Source organism: Rhodococcus sp. NBC_00294, assembly GCF_036163995.1.
In the GTDB taxonomy this organism is placed as follows: Bacteria; Actinomycetota; Actinomycetes; order Mycobacteriales; family Mycobacteriaceae; genus Rhodococcoides.
On sequence record NZ_CP108043.1, the window covers coordinates 2,721,688 to 2,738,725 of the forward strand.

Here is a 17,038-nt window from a genome sequence, read left to right on the forward strand (position 1 = left end):
GGATCGGCCGGGCTCCGCCTCAGAGGCGCTTCTGCACGGCGTCCGCGGCCGCGAGAAGGTCGGCGGCCCAGCGCGCTCCGGGGCGGCGCCCCATGCGGTCGATCGGGCCGGACACGGAGATCGCGGCGACCACGCGGTCGTCGCGTCCGCGGATCGGTGCGGCGACGCTGGCGACGCCGGGCTCGCGCTCGGCGGCGCTCTGCGCCCAGCCGCGCTTGCGTACCTCGGCTAGCACTCGCTCACCGAAGGCTGCGTCGGGGAGGACGCTGCGCTGTAGTGCGGGGTCGGCCCACGCCAACAGCACCTTGGCGCCGGAGCCGGCGGTGAGGGGGAGGCGGGCGCCGACGAGCACGGTGTCGCGCAGCCCGGTGGGAGGTTCCATGGAGGCCACGCACACGCGCACCGTGCCGTCGATGCGGTAGACCTGCACGCTCTCCCCGGTGATCTCGCGCAGCCGTGGCAGCACCGTGGCCGCGGCGTCGAGAAGAGGGTCCTCGGCGGTGTGCGCGAGTTCGGCGAGCGCCGGCCCCGGTCGCCACAGTCCGTCGGCGTCGCGGCTCAGCATGCGGTGCGTCTCGAGTCCGATGGCGAGCCGATGCGCGGTGGCGCGGGGGAGCCCGGTGGCGGAACACAGGTCGGCGAGGCTGCACGGTTCGAGTGACGCAGCCTGCAGAACGCTCATTGCTTTGTCCAGAACGCCGATGCCGCTATGCTGTCCCATGTAGCGATACTAGCGTCTCACAACGTGAGATGGTGATCGTCGTCGGTCGAAAGGTGGAGTCATGGCAGCGAAGACCCTGGCGGAGAAGGTCTGGGATCAGCACGTCGTCGTTCGCGGCGGTGGTGAGGGTGACGCGACCAAGCCGGATCTCGTCTACATCGATCTCCACCTCGTGCACGAGGTCACCAGCCCGCAGGCGTTCGACGGACTGCGTCTGGCCGGTCGGCCCGTGCGCCGGCCCGATCTGACGATCGCGACGGAGGACCACAACGTCCCGACGGTCGACATCGACCAGCCGATCGCGGATCTCGTCTCCCGGACGCAGGTGGACACCCTGCGGCGCAACTGCGAGGAGTTCGGCATCCGCCTGCACTCGATGGGCGACATCGAGCAGGGCATCGTGCACATCATCGGGCCCCAGCTCGGTCTGACGCAGCCGGGAACCACTGTCGTGTGCGGGGACAGCCACACCTCGACGCACGGCGCGTTCGGCGCCCTCGCGATGGGCATCGGCACCAGTGAGGTCGAGCACGTGCTGGCGACCCAGACACTGTCGTTGCGCCCCTTCAAGACCATGTCGGTCACGGTGGACGGCGAGCTCGGTGACGACGTCGGCAGCAAGGACCTGATCCTGGCGGTCATCGCACAGATCGGTACGGGCGGTGGGCAGGGCTACGTCATCGAGTACCGCGGCGAGGCCATCCGGAAGATGTCGATGGAAGCGCGGATGACCATCTGCAACATGTCCATCGAGGCGGGCGCGCGCGCGGGCATGATCGCCCCCGACGAGATCACGTTCGAGTACATCAAGGGTCGGCCGCACGCTCCCTCCGGTGAGCTGTGGGAGCAGGCCGTCGCCGACTGGTCCACGCTCGTCACCGACGACGGTGCCGTCTTCGACAAGGAAGTGCGGATCGACGGGTCGGCGCTGACTCCGTTCGTCACCTGGGGCACCAACCCCGGTCAGGGCGCCCCCCTCAGTGCGTCGGTACCCGATCCGGCCGAGATCCTCGACGAGGGCGAGAGTCAGTCCGCCGAGAAGGCGCTCACCTACATGGGTCTCGAGCCGGGCACGCCGTTGCGCGACATCGCGGTCGACACCGTCTTTCTGGGGTCCTGCACCAACGGTCGGATCGAGGATCTCCGTGTGGCAGCGAAGATCTTGGACGGCCGTACCGTTGCCGACGGTGTGCGGATGCTCGTCGTTCCCGGCTCGATGCGCGTGCGCGCACAGGCCGAGGACGAGGGACTGGGCGCGATCTTCACTGCCGCAGGGGCGGAATGGCGCCAGGCGGGGTGCTCGATGTGTCTCGGCATGAATCCCGATCAGCTCGCTCCGGGTGAGCGATCGGCCTCGACGTCGAACCGCAACTTCGAAGGGCGCCAGGGCAAGGGCGGCCGTACGCACCTCGTCTCACCGGCCGTCGCCGCCGCCACCGCGGTGCGTGGACGGTTGTCGGCTCCCGCCGATCTCGGCTGAGTCGACCGAGAATCCGTCCGCCCCGTCCCTCGTACGCCCCGTCAGGAGCTCGTCATGGAATCGTTCACCACGCACACCGGAATCGGTGTCCCGCTGCGCCGCAGCAACGTCGACACCGACCAGATCATCCCCGCCGTGTACCTCAAGCGCGTGACCCGAACGGGTTTCGAGGACGGGCTCTTCGCGGGGTGGCGCACCGATCCCGGTTTCGTCCTCAACACCCCGCCGTTCGACAAGGGTTCGGTTCTCGTCGCCGGACCCGATTTCGGCACCGGGTCCTCTCGGGAGCACGCCGTGTGGGCACTCTCGGACTACGGATTCCGGGCCGTGATCGCGTCCAGATTCGCCGACATCTTCCGCGGAAACGCCGGAAAGGCGGGTCTGCTGGCCGCCGTTGTCGAGCAATCGGATGTGGAACTGCTGTGGAAATTGCTCGACGAGCGCCCCGGGACGGAACTCACCGTCGACCTCGAGACGAAGACGATCAGCGCCGGAACACTGGTGGTGCGCTTCGATATTGACGACTACACGAGGTGGCGTCTGCTGGAGGGGCTGGACGACGTCGCGCTGACGTTACGCCAGGTAGAGGCCATTTCCGAGTTCGAGAAGTCGCGTCCGGAATGGAAGCCGAAGACACTTCCGGCGCCCGATCAGGCTCGGTGATTCCGGGCCGAAAAGGTCCTTCCCGCGACACTCATTGTGGCTGCGACGATTACAGCCGAACAGACTGTTTTGGCGTGGCTCGTGGACTCGTGCGCATTTCCGGTTTACCGTGGTACTCAGTCGGTCCGACGACGGGCCAATCAGTATGCGGAGGAATCACCGATGAACAAGGCAGAACTGATCGACGCCCTGACCGAGAAGACAGGCGCGGATCGCCGGAGCGCCACGGACGCTGTCGAGAACATCGTCGACATCATCGTGCGCGCCGTGCACCGCGGCGAGTCGGTCACCATCACCGGCTTCGGTGTCTTCGAGCAGCGTCGCCGTGCGGCCCGCGTCGCTCGTAACCCGCGCACCGGCGAGACCGTCAAGGTCAAGCCGACGTCCGTTCCCGCGTTCCGTCCCGGTGCTCAGTTCAAGGCCGTCATCGCCGGTGGCCAGAAGCTGTCCGCCACGGGTCCCGCCGTGAAGCGTGGCGCCTCCGCAGCCCCCGCGAAGAAGACTGCGGCAGCGAAGAAGACGGCGGCGGCGAAGAAGACCGCGGCCAAGGCTCCCGCGAAGGCGGCGACCAAGGCTCCCGCCAAGACGGCGGCGAAGAAGACCACGGCCACCAAGGCACCGGCCAAGACGGCGGCGAAGAAGACCACGGCCACCAAGGCACCGGCCAAGACAGCGGCCAAGAAGACCACCGCCACCAAGGCACCCGCCAAGACGGCAGCCAAGAAGACCACCACGGCCGCCGCGAAGAAGACCACAGCGACGAAGGCACCGGCCAAGACTGCAGCCAAGAAGACCACCCCGGCCAAGAAGGCCGCGCCCGCGAAGAAGGCGCCCGCCAAGAAGGCGCCGGCGAAACGTACTGCACGCAAGTAACGTTCCCGTTCGGCACGAAGGGGCCCCGGACCATCGGTCCGGGGCTCCTTCGTGTTCGTGTCGGCCGTGCCGGCAGTTCAGTCGTGCCGGCTACGCGGGAGTGGCGAATCGGTGTAGTCCGCTGCCACCAGCACACCACCGACGAAGCTGAGCACCCAAACGCTGGCCTTGCGTGATCGGGTGCGGGAGAGTTCGACGCCGTCGCTCTCGGCCCACCACTCCATCAGGTTCGGAATCACCTTGCCCTGACTGCAGATCACCGGGACGCCGGACGTCGAGGCGATGATCTCGCGTGCGCGCTGACGTCCCTTGTCGGGATCCTGCGCGTACCCCTCCTCGGTCAGCGTGGGCTCCAGGGCCAGATCGACTCCGACGGACTCGGCCCACGGCGCGATGGTCTGGACGCACCGAGCACGCTCGGCGGTGAATCCGTCGGTGCCGCCGTAGGCCTGGATCAGAGGAACCAGTGCGGCCGCCTGGCGGACCCCGACGCTGTCGAGAGGCCGTTCGGCGTCGTCCCCCTTGTAGCGAGCCTTGCTCCCCGCCCGCGCATGGCGCACCAGCACAGCCGTACTCGTCGGGACCGGGTGCTGCGCGAAACGGCCGACGACGTCCCGGTCCGCCTCGTAGGTCGCGAGATCACGAGCCTCGGCGGGAGTGAGCCACCGCAGTTCGTCGACCTCGTCGTTGACGGCGAACTCGCCGTCCACGACTCGAGCGGCCCAGTAGTCCACCTGCTTGATCTTCTTCGAGCGCGGGAGCGGGTAGGTGGTGGTTCCGAGACCGTGTCCGAGAACGCACCGGAAACCGGTCTCCTCCCACACTTCTCGGACGGCGGCGACAGCGGGTACCTCGTCGGCCTCGACCTTGCCCTTCGGAAGGGACCAGTCGTCGTAGCGCGGTCGATGCACCAGCGCCACCATCGGCTCGTCGCCCTCGGGGCCCGGACGCCACAGCACCGCACCCGCGGCCAGGACCGGATCAGGCGTCTTCGATGCGCGTGAGCTGCTCATCGACCCACCTCACGATCCGGTGTAGCGACGCTGGCGCATGAGGGACACCTGGTGATCCCGCACCGTCTCGCCGCTCGCGGGGGACGCCGTCCAGGCGCCGTCGGACTGCAGTACCCAGCAGCGGGTCGTGACGTCCATGGCCGAGTCGAGCATCGAGTTCAGCTGACCGGACAGCTTCGGGTCCTTCACCTGAGCCATGACCTCCACGCGTCGATCGAGGTTGCGGTGCATCATGTCCGCGCTGCCGATCCAGAACTCGTCGATCGCCTCGAAGTGCAACACACGCGAGTGTTCGAGGAACCGTCCGAGAATCGACCGCACCTGAATGTTCTCGCTGAGACCGGGTACGCCCGGCTTGAGAGCGCAGATACCGCGGACGACCACCTCGACCTGGACGCCCTCGGTGGACGCCCAGTACAGCGCGTCGATCACCTGCTCGTCGACGAGTGCGTTGGCCTTCAGGCGGATTCGGGCTTTCGCGCCGTCCTTGTGCGCCCGCACCTCGGCCTCGATGCGCTCGACGATTCCCGCCCGCACACCGAACGGCGCGACGAGGAGGTTCCGGTACTGCTCCTTGCGCGAGTAACCGGTGAGCGAGTTGAACAGGTCGGTGAGGTCGGCGCCGATCTCGTCGGCGGCCGTGATGAGACCCACGTCCTCGTAGAGTCGGGCGGTCTTGGGGTTGTAGTTGCCGGTGCCGATGTGGCAGTACCGGCGAATGGTGTCGCCTTCGCGGCGGACGACGAGGCACGTCTTGCAGTGGGTCTTCAGGCCGACCAACCCGTAGACCACGTGCACGCCGGCCTGCTCCAGTTTGCGTGCCCAGGCGATGTTGGCCTGTTCGTCGAAGCGCGCCTTGATCTCCACGAGAGTCACGACCTGCTTGCCGGCCTCTGCCGCGGCGATCAGCGCGTTGACGATGGGGGAGTCGCCCGACGTCCGATAGAGGGTCTGCTTGATGGCGAGCACGTGCGGATCGGCTGCCGCCTGCTCGATGAAGCGCTGCACGCTGGTGGAGAACGAGTCGTACGGGTGATGCAGCAGCACGTCCCCGTCGCGCAGCGTGGAGAAGATCGACTTGGGCGTCTCGCGCTCTCCGAAGGCGGGGTGCGTCGCAGGCACGAACGGTGCATCCTTCAGGACGGGCTTGTCGACGCCGTAGAGCTGCATGAGGCACGACAGATCGAGCAGTCCCGGCACCTGGATGACGTCGCCGGGATCGACGTCCAACTCGCGCAGCAACAGGCTGAGCATGTGGTCGGTCATGTCGTCCGCGACCTCGAGGCGCACGGGCGATCCGAAACGGCGGCGCGCGAGTTCGCGCTCGAGGGCCTGCAGGAGGTCCTCGTCCCGATCCTCCTCCACCTCGAAATCGGCGTTGCGCGTGATGCGGAAGGCGTGGTGCTCGACGATCTGGAGTCCCGGGAACAGAACGTCGAGATGCGCCGCGATGAGCTCCTCCATGGGAAGGAACGCGGGCACGGCGCCGACGTCGCCTCGGTGCAACTGCACGAACCGATCGACGTTGTCCGGGACCTTCACCCTGGCGAAGTGCTCGCCGCCCGTGGTCGAGTCCTTCACCGTCACAGCGAGATTGAGGCTCAGTCCGGAGATGTACGGGAACGGGTGGGCGGGATCCACGGCCAGCGGGGTGAGGACGGGGAACACCTGCTCGGTGAAATACCGTGTCAGACGGGTCCGCTCGTCGGAGGTGACCTCCGACCACCGGATGACCGAGATTCCCTCGTTCGCCAGCTCCGGCAGGATGCGGTCGATGAAGGTGCGGGCGTGACGGTCGGCGATCTCCTGGGTGCGCCGGGCGATCAACGCCAGCTGTTCGCGGGGGGAGAGTCCGTCGGCGGAGCGGACGGACAGGCCGGTCTCGTCGCGGCGCTTGAGGCCGGCCACCCGCACCATGTAGAACTCGTCGAGGTTGCTGGCGAAGATGGCGAGGAACTTCGCCCGCTCAAGCAGCGGAAGCGACGAGTCCTCCGCGAGTGCCAGCACCCGTGAGTTGAAGTCGAGCCAGCTCAACTCGCGGTTGAGATAGCGGTCCTCCGGGAGCAGGTCCACCGGCACCGCGGTGTCCGATGTCGCGGCCGGCGGTGCCGTGGGTGCGGAGGGTGCGCGGCTGGCCAGCGGCGCGCTCCACTCACCGTCGACGGCGTCACCGGGTGCTGCGGAACTCGTGGGGGCCCCGGAACGGGAAGGGGCGTCGGTCGTGTTCTCGGTCGCCTCGTTGGTCACGCGTCGATCATCCCTCACGCGGGCCGAGCGCGAGTAGTCGACCGCGTGCGAATTCGCGACGGGCCTCGCCCGGCCGTGTCAGCGCGCGGCGGTCCAGCCGAGCTCGGCGAGCAGCGCGGCGGTGTGCGGCCCCACCCCCAGGTCGAGGGCGGCGCGGACGTCGTCCGCCGTGTCCACGTCCAGACGCAGACCCGGCCAGGTGCCGCGGAGAGGGAACGCCCCGGAATCGACGTGGCGCGAGGCCGAGTCCGGACCGAACCGTGGTTCGAGGCGCCGGGGGCGACCCCGCACGATCAGGGCCGACGTTCCGGTTCCGGTGTGATCGATCACCACCGAGCGGGTGTCCGGGGGAGCGGCGGCGTAGGCCGCGACCAGTTCCGCGGTGCGCAGGGCGGGGAGGTCGGCCTGCAGGGCGATCACGTCGCCGCCGTGGGCGTCACTGATCGCGTCGTCCGCTGCGGACAGGGCGCGGTTGAGTCGCTCCACGGTGGTGGCGGCACCCGACTCGGGTTCGGACACCGTGTGTCCGCCGAGGGCGACCGCGACGCTCGCGACGCGAGAGTCCGGCGTGACGACCGACCATCCGGTGACGACGTCCGCCGCTGCGGCGGCCGACGCGGTGTCGCGCAACATCGCCAGCACGAGTTCGGCGCGTTCGTCGCCGGGGAAGGTCGTGGACAGTCGGCTCTTCGCGTCGACGAGGTTCTTCACCGCGAGCACGAGATGGACACCGCGCCGTGGGGCGGTGTCGGTCGGAGGTCGACTGGGCGTGCTCATGACCGTCGATCCTGCCAGCAGTCATTACCGCCGACTTCGTTCGGCAGGCCTCCGACATCGCTACTGTGAGCCGCCAGGGCTGCCGAGCGGGCGACGGCCTCGTGTCGATCGAGGAAAGGCTGGGTCATGGTCAAGGCAGCGGTGCTCGGTTCCGGTTCGTGGGGAACCGCGTTCGCGAAGGTGCTCGCCGACGCGGGCACCGACGTGACCATGTGGGCGCGTCGAGAGGAACTCGCGACGTCCATCCAGGAGAACCACCGGAACGACGACTACCTTCCGGGAGTCGCACTGCCGTCGGCCATTCGAGCGACTCACGACGCCGCGGAGGCGTTGGACGGGGCCTGCACGGTCGTCCTCGCGGTGCCCTCGCAGGCCTTGCGCGCCAACCTGGCGGAATGGGCACCGCTGATGGGGTCGGACGTCACCCTGCTCTCGCTCGCCAAGGGCATCGAGACGGGGACCCTCATGCGCATGTCGCAGGTGATCTGTCAGGTCACCGGTGCGGACCCGAGTCGCGTCGGCACGTTGTCGGGACCGAACCTCGCCAAGGAGATCGCCGCCGAGCAACCCACCGCGACGGTCATCGCGTGCCCGGACTCCAATCGCGCGATCGCGCTCCAGTCGGCGTGTGCCACCAGCTACTTCCGCCCGTACACGAACTCCGACGTCATCGGGTGCGAGATCGGCGGTGCGTGCAAGAACGTCATCGCCCTCGCGTGCGGCATGGCGGCGGGTGTCGGTTTCGGGGAGAACTCGGTCGCCAGCATCATCACCCGCGGTCTCGCCGAGGTGACCCGTCTCGGTGTCGCGCTCGGCGCCAACCCGTCGACGCTCGCGGGTCTCGCCGGGGTGGGTGACCTCGTCGCCACGTGCTCGTCCCCGCTCTCGCGTAATCGCACGTTCGGCGAGCGGCTGGGTTCGGGTGGCTCGCTGGAGAGTGCGCAGGAAGCGGCGCACGGTCAGGTGGCCGAGGGTGTGAAGTCGTGCACATCCATTCGAGCTCTCGCGGAGGCCTACGACGTGGAGATGCCGCTCACCGACGCGGTCCACCGGGTCTGCCACGAGGGCCTCTCCGTTCCGGACGCCGTCCACAGCCTCCTGGGGCGTCGTCACAAGCCGGAGTGAACCGCGGCGGTGCGCGTCACGCCTCGTCCGGGGTTCGCCGGTACGGTGCTCACGTGACCGATCCCATCAAGGTCGCCGTGATCTACGGCGGTCGAAGCAACGAACACTCCGTCTCCTGCGTCTCGGCAGGAAGCGTCATGCGTCACCTCGACTCCGACCGCTTCGACGTGATCCCCATCGGGATCACGCGCGCCGGAACGTGGGTCGAGGGCACCGCCGACCCGACGGAGTTGCAGATCCGGGATCGGGTTCTCCCGTCGGTCGCCGGTGCGGGCGTCCCGCTCGCTCTCGGAGTCGATCCCGAGAACCCCGGTCGCATCACGCGCTCCGTCGACGGGACGGCCGAGGACATCGGTGCGGTCGACGTCGTCTTCCCGGTGCTGCACGGTGCCTACGGCGAGGACGGCACGGTCCAGGGGCTGTTCGAGGTCGCCGGCGTCCCCTACGTGGGACCGGGAGTCCTCGCGAGCGCCGCGGCGATGGACAAGGAGTTCACCAAGAAGCTGCTCGCGGCCGAGGGCCTTCCCGTCGGGCGCCAGGTCGTCCTGCGCCGCGATCGCGAGACCCTGACCTCCGACGAGCGCGACGTCATCGGTCTCCCCGCGTTCGTGAAGCCGGCCCGCGGCGGATCGTCGATCGGGATCACGCGCATCGTCGACTGGGCCGAGTTGGACGACGCGGTGGCCGTTGCGCGAGAACATGATCCGAAAGTCGTGATCGAGGCCGCCATCGTCGGCCGCGAGGTGGAGTGCGGTGTCCTGGAGATGCCGGACGGCTCCGTCCGCGCCAGCGTCGTCGCCGAGATCCGCATGGACGAGGCCTCGGCGTCGGCCGGTGGTGCGACGTTCTACGACTTCGACAGCAAGTACCTCGACGACGTGGTCGAGTTCGACATCCCGGCCCTGCTGGACGACGACGTCTCGACGGTGCTGCGGGAGATCGCGGTCCGTGCCTTCGCTGCGCTGGATCTGCAAGGTCTCGCGCGCGTCGACTTCTTCGTGACCGACGACGGTCCGGTGATCAACGAGATCAACACGATGCCCGGCTTCACGGCCATCTCGATGTACCCGCGGATGTGGGAGGCGACGGGCGTCGGCTACTCGCAGCTCGTCGGCACTCTCGTCGACACCGCGCTCGCACGGGGGACCGGACTGCGGTGAGAGGTCGGCCCTGCCGGATCAGTTGATCGGAGCGGGGTCCAGCGGCGTCTGCGGAAGGGCTCCCGACACCGCGGCAGACAGGGCCTGGATCGGTGTGGGGCCCGTGCCGTCGGGGATGGTGGCCGCGGCGTACACGCCCCGGTCGACGACGAACCAGGTGCTCGCGGCGAGGCCCTGATCCGCGCCCGACACCCGGAACCACTGCACGCCGTCGACGACGTCGAGAGCGGCGGCCTGATCGAATTCCGCCGGACGCTCGAGCCCACACCGCAGCACGATGGGGTCGGTGACGTCCTCGGACTGCCAGGCGGCCGCACCCACGGGCGCGGGGTCGGCCAGCTCGGCGCGAGTGAACGAGTCGAACGTCTCGGGCAGTGCGCCGAGCAACGTCGCGCACTGGGTGCTCTCGGCGAGCGGCGAGGGGACCGCGCCGAGAGCGACGGGCTCGCGGACGGGAGTTCTGTTCGCCATGACCGCCGCGACGATGATGCCGACGACGAGCGCGACGGGCAGGGCGATCGCGGTGGCGATTAGAGCGGGGTGCAGACCCGTGGCCGACTCGTCCGTCGCGGTCGGTTCGTCCTGCGTCATCGTGCTCCCTCGTGTCGAACGGTCTCGGCGGAAACGTTACCCGCGCCCTGACGGGGGCCCGGATGCGTGACGACGACGAGGCCCCGTGGGATGCTGCACGACGGTGATCCACGACGGTGATGGAGGAGTTCTGTGTCACAGGCGGACGATCCCGCGACCGGGACGGTGGGGGACCTCGGTGAGTTCGCACTCATCGGCCGCGCGACGGCCGGCCGTGTCCACCCCCCATCGGTCGCGATCGGGCCGGGGGACGACGCGGCGGTGATCGCCGCCCCCGATTCCCGCGTCGTCGTCACGACCGACATGCTGGTGGAGGGTCGACACTTCCGCCTCGACTGGTCGAGTCACCACGACGTCGGCCGAAAGGCCATAGCGCAGAACGCCGCGGACATCGCCGCGATGGGCGCGCGGTGCACGGGATTCCTCGTCTCGATGTCGTGCCCGTCGACCACCGCGGTGTCGGACGTGGACGCGCTCACCGCGGGTCTGTGGGCGGAGGCGACGCGAGTCGGCGCGTCGATCGTCGGCGGGGACGTCACGGGAGGGGACCGGCTGGTGTTGTCGATCACCGCGCTGGGTGACCTCGAGGGTCGACCCCCGGTGCTGCGGTCCGGTGCCCGGCCGGGGGACGTGCTCGCACTGTCCGGACCCACCGGCCGGTCCGCTGCTGGGTGGGCACTGTACGAGGCGGGCTCGACCACCCACCCGGATCTGCTGGCAGCACATCGCGTCCCGACGCCCGATCCCGCCGACGGTCCGGCCGCGGCGCGCGCGGGAGCGTCGTCGATGTGCGACGTGTCCGACGGCGTGATCGGCGACGCGGGACATCTGGCGGCGATGTCCGCTGTGCGGCTCGACATCTCGTCGGCCGACATGGAGATCCCCGAGGACGTGGTGCACGCCGGCACCGAACTCGGCGTCGACCCGCTGCACTGGGCTCTCGGCGGCGGGGAGGACCACGTGCTGCTCGCGACCTTCGCCTCCGACGACGTGCCGACCGGCTGGCGCCGGATCGGATCCGTGAGTGCGGGAACAGGAGTCACGGTGGACGGTGTGCGATGGGAAGGACCTGCGGCATGGACGAGCTTCTGACGGTCACGACCACTCGGCTCGACGACCCGGACGTGGTCGCGATGATCGACGAGGTCCAGCAGGAGTACGTGCGCCGCTACGGCGGCCCCGACGAGACGCCGCTCGACGTCCGAGAGTTCCTGCCGCCGCACGGCGTGATGCTGCGGGCCGACCTGGACGGCGCCGTCGTCGGTATGGGCGGCTGGCGGACCCACGAGCACGGAGGACCCGAGGCGGAGGGCCTGCGCACCGGCGACGCGGAGATCAAGCGCATGTACGTCCGCACCGAGGCGCGAGGCGCGGGCGTCGCGCGTGCCCTGCTGCGGACGATCGAGGACACCGCCCGCGACGCTGGCCGGCTACGACTGGTCCTCGAGACCGGATTGCGTCAACCCGAGGCCATCGGCCTCTACACCTCGAGTGGGTATCGACCGCTCGTACCGAAGTTCGGCCTCTACCGGCACGAGGAGCAGTCGGTGTGCATGGTGAAGGATCTGACCGGATGACATGCTGGAGCCATGACCGTCTACGCACTCGGTGACCGTGAACCCGACATCCACCCCACCGCCTATGTGCATCCCGATGCCGTCGTCATCGGTGCGGTGACACGCGCTGCGGGAGTGTCGGTGTGGCCCGGGGCGGTGCTGCGCGGCGACTACGGGACCATCACCGTGGGGCAGGACACGAACATTCAGGACGGCACCGTCGTGCACTGCACGCCGATCCATCCGACCGTGATCGGCGCCGGGTGCGTCGTCGGGCACAACGCGCACGTCGAGGGGGCGACCATCGGAGACGCGGTCCTCATCGCGTCGGGCAGTGTCGTCCTCAACGGCGCGTCCATCGGATCCGGCGCGATCGTCGGCGCCGGCGCCGTGGTCCCCTTCGACGCCGTCGTGCCCGAACGCCGGATGGCACTGGGGGTTCCGGCAAAGGTCCGCGAGAGCCACGAGGTGGCGGAGGGGCACGTGGACGTCAACGTCGCGATGTACAAGGCCAATGCGGAGTACTACCGGGGCGCGCTGCGCGTGCTGTCGTGACGGCGCCCGTCGCGGATCCGGGGTGGGCGTCCGCGCTCGGTCCGGTGGCCGACGACATCGCCCGGATGGGCGACTTCCTGCGCGCCGAGAACGCCGCCGGGCGAGGCTACCTGCCCGCCGGGGAGGACGTGCTGCGCGCCTTCAGCCGCCCGTTCGAGGAGGTGCGTGTGCTGGTGCTGGGACAGGATCCCTACCCGACGCCGGGACATGCTGTGGGACTGAGCTTCTCGGTCGCACCCGACGTGCGGCCGGTCCCGCGCAGCCTCGCGAACATCTTCACCGAGTACAGCGCCGATCTCGGCCTGCCGACGCCCACCACCGGTGATCTGTCTCCGTGGGCCGATCGTGGTGTGCTCCTGTTGAACCGTGTTCTGACCGTGGAACCGGGCAAGGCGGCGTCGCACCGGCGCAAGGGCTGGGAAGCGGTGACGGCGCAGGCGATCACCGCTCTGGTGAACCGACCCGGCCGCCCCCTGGTCGCGGTCCTCTGGGGACGCGACGCCGCGACGGCCAAGCCGCTGCTCGGGTCCACGCCCACGGTCGAGTCCGTCCATCCTTCACCGCTGTCCGCGTCGCGGGGGTTCTTCGGGTCACGGCCGTTCAGCACCGTGAACGACCATCTCGCGACGCTGGGCGAGGAACCCGTCGACTGGCGTCTGGACTGAGGCGGCCGTCAGTGGCCGAAGGACGGCCGGCGCTTCTCCACGAAGGCGTCGACACCCTCGATGCCGTCCGCGGTGGACGCCTGGTGAGCGATCGAGTCGGTCTCGGCGTCGAGCTGATCGGACAGCGACGCGGAGTCCGAGGCGAGCAGTAACCGCTTGGTCGCACGGGACACCTCGGTGGGCCCGGCCGCGAGAGAGCGCGCCACCCGCTCGGCCTCCGATGCGATGACGTCGTCACCGACCAACCGTGTCAGCAGACCCAGGCGGTAGGCCTCGTCCGAGCCGAGAACGCCGTCGGTGAGCAGGATGTCGCGCGCGCGGCGGGTGCCGATGATGCGGGGGAGAGCCCACGTCAGACCGCCGTCCGGAGTGAAGCCGAGCGCCGGATACGCGGGACGGAGCCGGGTGGATCGACCGCCGATCGCGATGTCGGCGTGACACACGAGCGACATGCCCGCTCCCGCTGCCCAGCCCGGTACTCCCGCCACGACGGGGACCGACACCGAGGTGAGCGCGCGGACGAAATCGTGGAACGTGTCGGCGAGCTGCCGGACGAACGCGCTTCTGTCGGGCGCCCCGTGGAAGGCGCGCACGTCGCCACCGGCGCAAAAGTTGGATTCGGCGCCGACGAGCAGCACGGCGCCCACGGACTCGTCGAGATCGGACAGCGACGCAGCGCCTGCGGCCATCGCCTCGCCGTTCAGCACGTTGCCGCCGCGGGGCGTCGCCACCCGCACGTACAGGACACCGTCCTCGACGGTGACGGGGGACGTGGCCGGGGGGTCGACTGATTCGGTCATCGTTCGAACTTAGACCAGGACTGCTCGGCTCCGGAAACGACAGAGTCGCCGGAGACGACAGAGGCCCCGATACCGAGGTATCGGGGCCTTGCCGTGAAAATGTCGTGCGGGAACGTCAGCCCCGGACCACCTTGCCGGCCTTGAGGCACGAGGTGCACACATTGAGCCGACGAGAGTTACCCGGCGCGACCTGCGCGCGGACGGTCTGGATGTTGGGGTTCCAGCGACGGTTGGTACGGCGGTGCGAGTGCGAAACCGACTTACCGAAGCCGGGTCCCTTGGCGCATACGTCGCAGACGGCAGCCATAGTCGCGAACTCCTTGGTATTCGAGGTGAGACCGGGACACGATTCGAACCGTGGCCGGTGTGGGGCAAGATCTTCGTACAACTGCGCCCGATACCTCCGGGCATGCCGGACGCGTCAGACGCAACCCTGCAAGACTAGCCGCTCGGGTGCCCCGAGTCCAAACCGGCCCGCGCGCGCCGATGCCCCAGGTGCCTGGTGGAATGGTCGCACAGATGGCGGCAGCATCAGGACGGGAGCAGCGCGGTGGTTCAGCTCGGTGACCGGCTCGACCACGTACTGGGTCGCAGGGCCGCCGATCCGCTCGAGACGGCGTTCGGTCTCGTCACGGTCGAGGACCTGCTGCGTCACTACCCCTTCCGCTACGTGACACAGGGTCAGGAGCTGGCCCGCAAGGACCCGGACGACGGTGAACGCATCACCGTCGTGGGGACGGTGTCCAAGGCGGACCTCGTGCCCATGAAGGCGCGCAAGGGCCACATGCTCAAGGTCGTGCTCACGTGCGACGGTCAGAACGTCTCCGCCACCTTCTTCAACGGTCACAAGGTGCGTCACAACATCACGGTGGGGTCGCGCGCGATGTTCTCGGGCACGGTCAAGTGGTTCCGGACGTCCTGGTCGCTGAACCACCCCGGTTACCTGATGCTCGAGGGCGACGAGGACGACCTGGTGGGGCGCCCGCACGGCGGCGGCGAGCTCGCCGGCATGGCTCGCGGCGCCACGGACAGTTCCGGTGCGGTGAACATGTCCATGCTGTCGCTTCCGTTCCTTCCCATGTACGCGGCGACGCGGGAGGTCGAGAGTTGGACCTTCCTGCGCTGCGTGCGTCAGGTCCTGGACCAGCTCGATCGCGTCGAGGATCCGCTGCCCGAGACGGTGCGCGCCGAGCATGCGCTGATGAGCCTCGACGACGCACTGCGGGTCGTGCACTTTCCGGAGTCCGAGGACGATATCGAGAACGCGCGCTACCGTCTGCGCTTCGACGAGGCGACGGCGTTGCAGTTGGTGCTCGCCGAACGGCGCCACTCGGTGGCGGTGCGCACGGCGCCGGCCTGCCCGCGCGTGGCCGACGGTGTCGCCGCCGCCTTCGACGAGGTGCTGCCGTTCGAGCTGACCGACGGGCAGAAGGAGGTCGCCGAGGAGATCGAGAGCGACCTGTCCCGCACTCGGCCGATGAGCCGGCTCCTGCAGGGTGAGGTGGGATCGGGCAAGACGATCGTCGCTCTGCGCGCCATGCTGCAGGTGGTGGACGCGGGACTGCAGTGCGCGTTGTTGGCACCCACCGAGGTGCTCGCCACACAGCACCACCGGTCGATCACGCGGCAACTCGGGGCGCTCGCGACGGCCGGGGAACTGGGTGCGCCCGACCGCGCCACCCGAGTGGTGCTGCTGACCGGATCGATGTCGACGGCCGCGAAACGTGCCGCGCTGTTGTCGATCGTGACCGGAGACGCAGGCATCGTCATCGGCACTCACGCACTCATCCAGAGCACGGTGTCGTTCTTCGACCTCGGGATGGTTGTGGTCGACGAGCAGCACCGCTTCGGAGTCGAGCAGCGGGACGCGTTGCGCGCGAAGGCGAGAGAGGGCGTCAGCCCGCACCTGCTGGTCATGACGGCCACGCCCATTCCGCGGACGATCGCCATGACCACGCTGGGCGATCTCGAGACGTCCACCCTGCGTGAGCTTCCCCGCGGACGCGCGCCCATCCGCACCTCGGTCGTTCCCGCCCAGCACAGACCTGCATGGGTCGAGCGAGCGTGGAGCCGGATCTCCGAGGAGGTGGCCGCCGGCCGCCAGGCCTACGTGGTGTGTTCGCGGATCGGCGACGAGAAGCCCGAGGATCTCGGCAAGGACACTCCGGACACCGCGTCGGCGGTCGATGTGTACGAGTCGCTCCGCGCCGGCGCTCTGGCGAACCTGCGCGTCGGGTTGCTGCACGGGCGGCTGCCCACGGAGGAGAAGGACGAGGTGATGTCCGCGTTCAACGACGGCGACATCGACGTCCTCGTCTGCACCACCGTGGTGGAGGTCGGTGTCGACGTCCCCAACGCCACGGTCATGGTCATCGTGGACGCCGACCGGTTCGGCGTGAGTCAGCTGCATCAGTTGCGTGGCCGCATCGGTCGTGGCGGCCACCAGGGTCTGTGCATCCTGCTCACCGAGCTCGCACCGGGCACCCCCACCTACGCGAGGCTCGACGCCGTCGCGGCGACGACCGACGGGTTCGAGCTCGCCGTTCTCGATCTACGGCAACGCCGGGAGGGCGACGTGCTGGGCGCAGCGCAGTCGGGCACCACGACGACCCTGCGACTGTTGTCGCTCCTCGATCACCTCGACATCATCACCGCGGCCCAGACCTTCGCCCGCGACGTCGTCGATCGGGACCCGGGGCTCGTGGAGCACCCCGGGCTCGCGGCGATGATGCGGTCCGCGGTCGATGTCACCCGTGTCTCATATCTGGACAAGTCATAGCTCCGTCTCGCCCGTACTGAAGGTAGGTTGACC

The 17,038-nt window shown here is 69.1% G+C and carries 17 protein-coding genes; 10 read left to right on the plus strand and 7 right to left on the minus strand.

The features are described 5' to 3' along the window. Nucleotides 1-19: 19 nt before the first annotated feature. Nucleotides 20-721: an IclR family transcriptional regulator gene (locus tag OHB23_RS12775; protein ID WP_027507006.1), complete on the minus strand. Its 702-nt coding sequence runs from the start codon at nucleotides 719-721 to the stop codon at nucleotides 20-22. Nucleotides 722-782: 61 nt separating this feature from the next. Between OHB23_RS12775 and leuC the strand changes: the two genes are divergently transcribed. The 3 genes from leuC (at nucleotide 783) to OHB23_RS12790 (ending at nucleotide 3,737) form a co-directional block, all read left to right on the plus strand. Then, a complete protein-coding gene (gene leuC, locus OHB23_RS12780) occupies nucleotides 783-2,201 on the plus strand; it encodes a 3-isopropylmalate dehydratase large subunit (RefSeq protein WP_204867952.1) in 1,419 nt (472 codons plus the stop codon). 54 nt (nucleotides 2,202-2,255) lie between these two features. Continuing rightward, nucleotides 2,256-2,864 carry a 3-isopropylmalate dehydratase small subunit gene (gene leuD, locus OHB23_RS12785; RefSeq protein WP_027507004.1) on the plus strand — a complete coding sequence of 203 codons (609 nt, stop codon included), beginning with the start codon at nucleotides 2,256-2,258 and terminating at the stop codon, nucleotides 2,862-2,864. A gap of 162 nt (nucleotides 2,865-3,026) precedes the next feature. Beyond that, nucleotides 3,027-3,737 (plus strand): HU family DNA-binding protein, encoded by a 711-nt coding sequence (locus OHB23_RS12790; RefSeq protein WP_027507003.1) that lies wholly within the window; start codon nucleotides 3,027-3,029, stop codon nucleotides 3,735-3,737. A 77-nt stretch (nucleotides 3,738-3,814) separates the two neighbouring features. Here OHB23_RS12790 and OHB23_RS12795 read toward each other — a convergent pair whose 3' ends face one another. From OHB23_RS12795 to cofC, 3 genes are all read right to left on the minus strand, one after another. After that, entirely contained in the window at nucleotides 3,815-4,750 is a 936-nt protein-coding gene (locus OHB23_RS12795) for an NUDIX hydrolase (protein ID WP_222649238.1), read from the minus strand. A 9-nt stretch (nucleotides 4,751-4,759) separates the two neighbouring features. After that, nucleotides 4,760-6,889, minus strand: a complete 2,130-nt coding sequence (locus OHB23_RS12800; protein WP_231476464.1) for an RNA degradosome polyphosphate kinase — start codon at nucleotides 6,887-6,889, stop codon at nucleotides 4,760-4,762. A gap of 186 nt (nucleotides 6,890-7,075) precedes the next feature. After that, nucleotides 7,076-7,774 carry a 2-phospho-L-lactate guanylyltransferase gene (gene cofC, locus OHB23_RS12805; RefSeq protein ID WP_027507000.1) on the minus strand — a complete coding sequence of 233 codons (699 nt, stop codon included), beginning with the start codon at nucleotides 7,772-7,774 and terminating at the stop codon, nucleotides 7,076-7,078. A gap of 126 nt (nucleotides 7,775-7,900) precedes the next feature. Here cofC and OHB23_RS12810 point away from each other — a divergent pair, with 126 nt between their 5' ends. Both OHB23_RS12810 and OHB23_RS12815 read left to right on the plus strand, forming a co-directional pair. Beyond that, on the plus strand, nucleotides 7,901-8,899 hold the full coding sequence (locus OHB23_RS12810; protein ID WP_328809654.1) for an NAD(P)H-dependent glycerol-3-phosphate dehydrogenase: 999 nt from the start codon (nucleotides 7,901-7,903) through the stop codon (nucleotides 8,897-8,899). Nucleotides 8,900-8,952: 53 nt separating this feature from the next. Next, nucleotides 8,953-10,059, plus strand: coding sequence for a D-alanine--D-alanine ligase family protein (locus OHB23_RS12815; RefSeq protein WP_222649236.1), 1,107 nt, complete (start codon nucleotides 8,953-8,955; stop codon nucleotides 10,057-10,059). A gap of 18 nt (nucleotides 10,060-10,077) precedes the next feature. On the opposite strand, the gene OHB23_RS12820 is transcribed toward OHB23_RS12815, so the two are convergent. Further along, nucleotides 10,078-10,650, minus strand: coding sequence for a DUF3515 domain-containing protein (locus OHB23_RS12820; protein WP_027506997.1), 573 nt, complete (start codon nucleotides 10,648-10,650; stop codon nucleotides 10,078-10,080). A 132-nt stretch (nucleotides 10,651-10,782) separates the two neighbouring features. Here OHB23_RS12820 and OHB23_RS12825 point away from each other — a divergent pair, with 132 nt between their 5' ends. From OHB23_RS12825 to OHB23_RS12840, 4 genes are read left to right on the plus strand one after another with little or no spacing between them, the layout of a single operon-like run. Continuing rightward, on the plus strand, nucleotides 10,783-11,742 hold the full coding sequence (locus OHB23_RS12825) for a thiamine-phosphate kinase (protein ID WP_056445450.1): 960 nt from the start codon (nucleotides 10,783-10,785) through the stop codon (nucleotides 11,740-11,742). Further along, complete coding sequence (locus tag OHB23_RS12830; RefSeq protein WP_037187035.1) at nucleotides 11,727-12,227, plus strand: GNAT family N-acetyltransferase; 501 nt, start codon at nucleotides 11,727-11,729, stop codon at nucleotides 12,225-12,227. The genes OHB23_RS12825 and OHB23_RS12830 overlap by 16 nt, the downstream gene beginning before the upstream one ends. A gap of 12 nt (nucleotides 12,228-12,239) precedes the next feature. After that, nucleotides 12,240-12,761, plus strand: coding sequence for a gamma carbonic anhydrase family protein (locus OHB23_RS12835; protein WP_328809655.1), 522 nt, complete (start codon nucleotides 12,240-12,242; stop codon nucleotides 12,759-12,761). Continuing rightward, on the plus strand, nucleotides 12,758-13,426 hold the full coding sequence (locus OHB23_RS12840; protein ID WP_027506993.1) for a uracil-DNA glycosylase: 669 nt from the start codon (nucleotides 12,758-12,760) through the stop codon (nucleotides 13,424-13,426). Before OHB23_RS12835 ends, OHB23_RS12840 begins: the two co-directional genes overlap by 4 nt. Nucleotides 13,427-13,434: 8 nt before the next feature. On the opposite strand, the gene OHB23_RS12845 is transcribed toward OHB23_RS12840, so the two are convergent. Together OHB23_RS12845 and rpmB are read right to left on the minus strand one after the other, a co-directional pair. Beyond that, entirely contained in the window at nucleotides 13,435-14,226 is a 792-nt protein-coding gene (locus OHB23_RS12845; protein ID WP_328809656.1) for an enoyl-CoA hydratase/isomerase family protein, read from the minus strand. A 115-nt stretch (nucleotides 14,227-14,341) separates the two neighbouring features. Beyond that, nucleotides 14,342-14,533, minus strand: coding sequence for a 50S ribosomal protein L28 (gene rpmB, locus OHB23_RS12850; protein ID WP_042576517.1), 192 nt, complete (start codon nucleotides 14,531-14,533; stop codon nucleotides 14,342-14,344). Between the two features lie 243 nt (nucleotides 14,534-14,776). Here rpmB and recG point away from each other — a divergent pair, with 243 nt between their 5' ends. Continuing rightward, nucleotides 14,777-17,005: an ATP-dependent DNA helicase RecG gene (gene recG / locus OHB23_RS12855; protein ID WP_328809657.1), complete on the plus strand. Its 2,229-nt coding sequence runs from the start codon at nucleotides 14,777-14,779 to the stop codon at nucleotides 17,003-17,005. The last annotated feature ends 33 nt before the right edge of the window (nucleotides 17,006-17,038 follow it).

What these genes read in the sequence shown, in the direction of transcription:
- rpmB (WP_042576517.1), bottom strand. Translation starts at nt 14,533, where the DNA reads ATGGCTGCCGTCTGCGACGTATGCGCCAAGGGACCCGGCTTCGGTAAG.
- OHB23_RS12775 (WP_027507006.1), bottom strand. Translation starts at nt 721, where the DNA reads ATGGGACAGCATAGCGGCATCGGCGTTCTGGACAAAGCAATGAGCGTT.
- OHB23_RS12820 (WP_027506997.1), bottom strand. Translation starts at nt 10,650, where the DNA reads ATGACGCAGGACGAACCGACCGCGACGGACGAGTCGGCCACGGGTCTG.
- OHB23_RS12845 (WP_328809656.1), bottom strand. Translation starts at nt 14,226, where the DNA reads ATGACCGAATCAGTCGACCCCCCGGCCACGTCCCCCGTCACCGTCGAG.
- OHB23_RS12810 (WP_328809654.1), top strand. Translation starts at nt 7,901, where the DNA reads ATGGTCAAGGCAGCGGTGCTCGGTTCCGGTTCGTGGGGAACCGCGTTC.
- OHB23_RS12795 (WP_222649238.1), bottom strand. Translation starts at nt 4,750, where the DNA reads ATGAGCAGCTCACGCGCATCGAAGACGCCTGATCCGGTCCTGGCCGCG.
- OHB23_RS12830 (WP_037187035.1), top strand. Translation starts at nt 11,727, where the DNA reads ATGGACGAGCTTCTGACGGTCACGACCACTCGGCTCGACGACCCGGAC.
- OHB23_RS12790 (WP_027507003.1), top strand. Translation starts at nt 3,027, where the DNA reads ATGAACAAGGCAGAACTGATCGACGCCCTGACCGAGAAGACAGGCGCG.
- OHB23_RS12835 (WP_328809655.1), top strand. Translation starts at nt 12,240, where the DNA reads ATGACCGTCTACGCACTCGGTGACCGTGAACCCGACATCCACCCCACC.
- leuC (WP_204867952.1), top strand. Translation starts at nt 783, where the DNA reads ATGGCAGCGAAGACCCTGGCGGAGAAGGTCTGGGATCAGCACGTCGTC.
- leuD (WP_027507004.1), top strand. Translation starts at nt 2,256, where the DNA reads ATGGAATCGTTCACCACGCACACCGGAATCGGTGTCCCGCTGCGCCGC.
- cofC (WP_027507000.1), bottom strand. Translation starts at nt 7,774, where the DNA reads ATGAGCACGCCCAGTCGACCTCCGACCGACACCGCCCCACGGCGCGGT.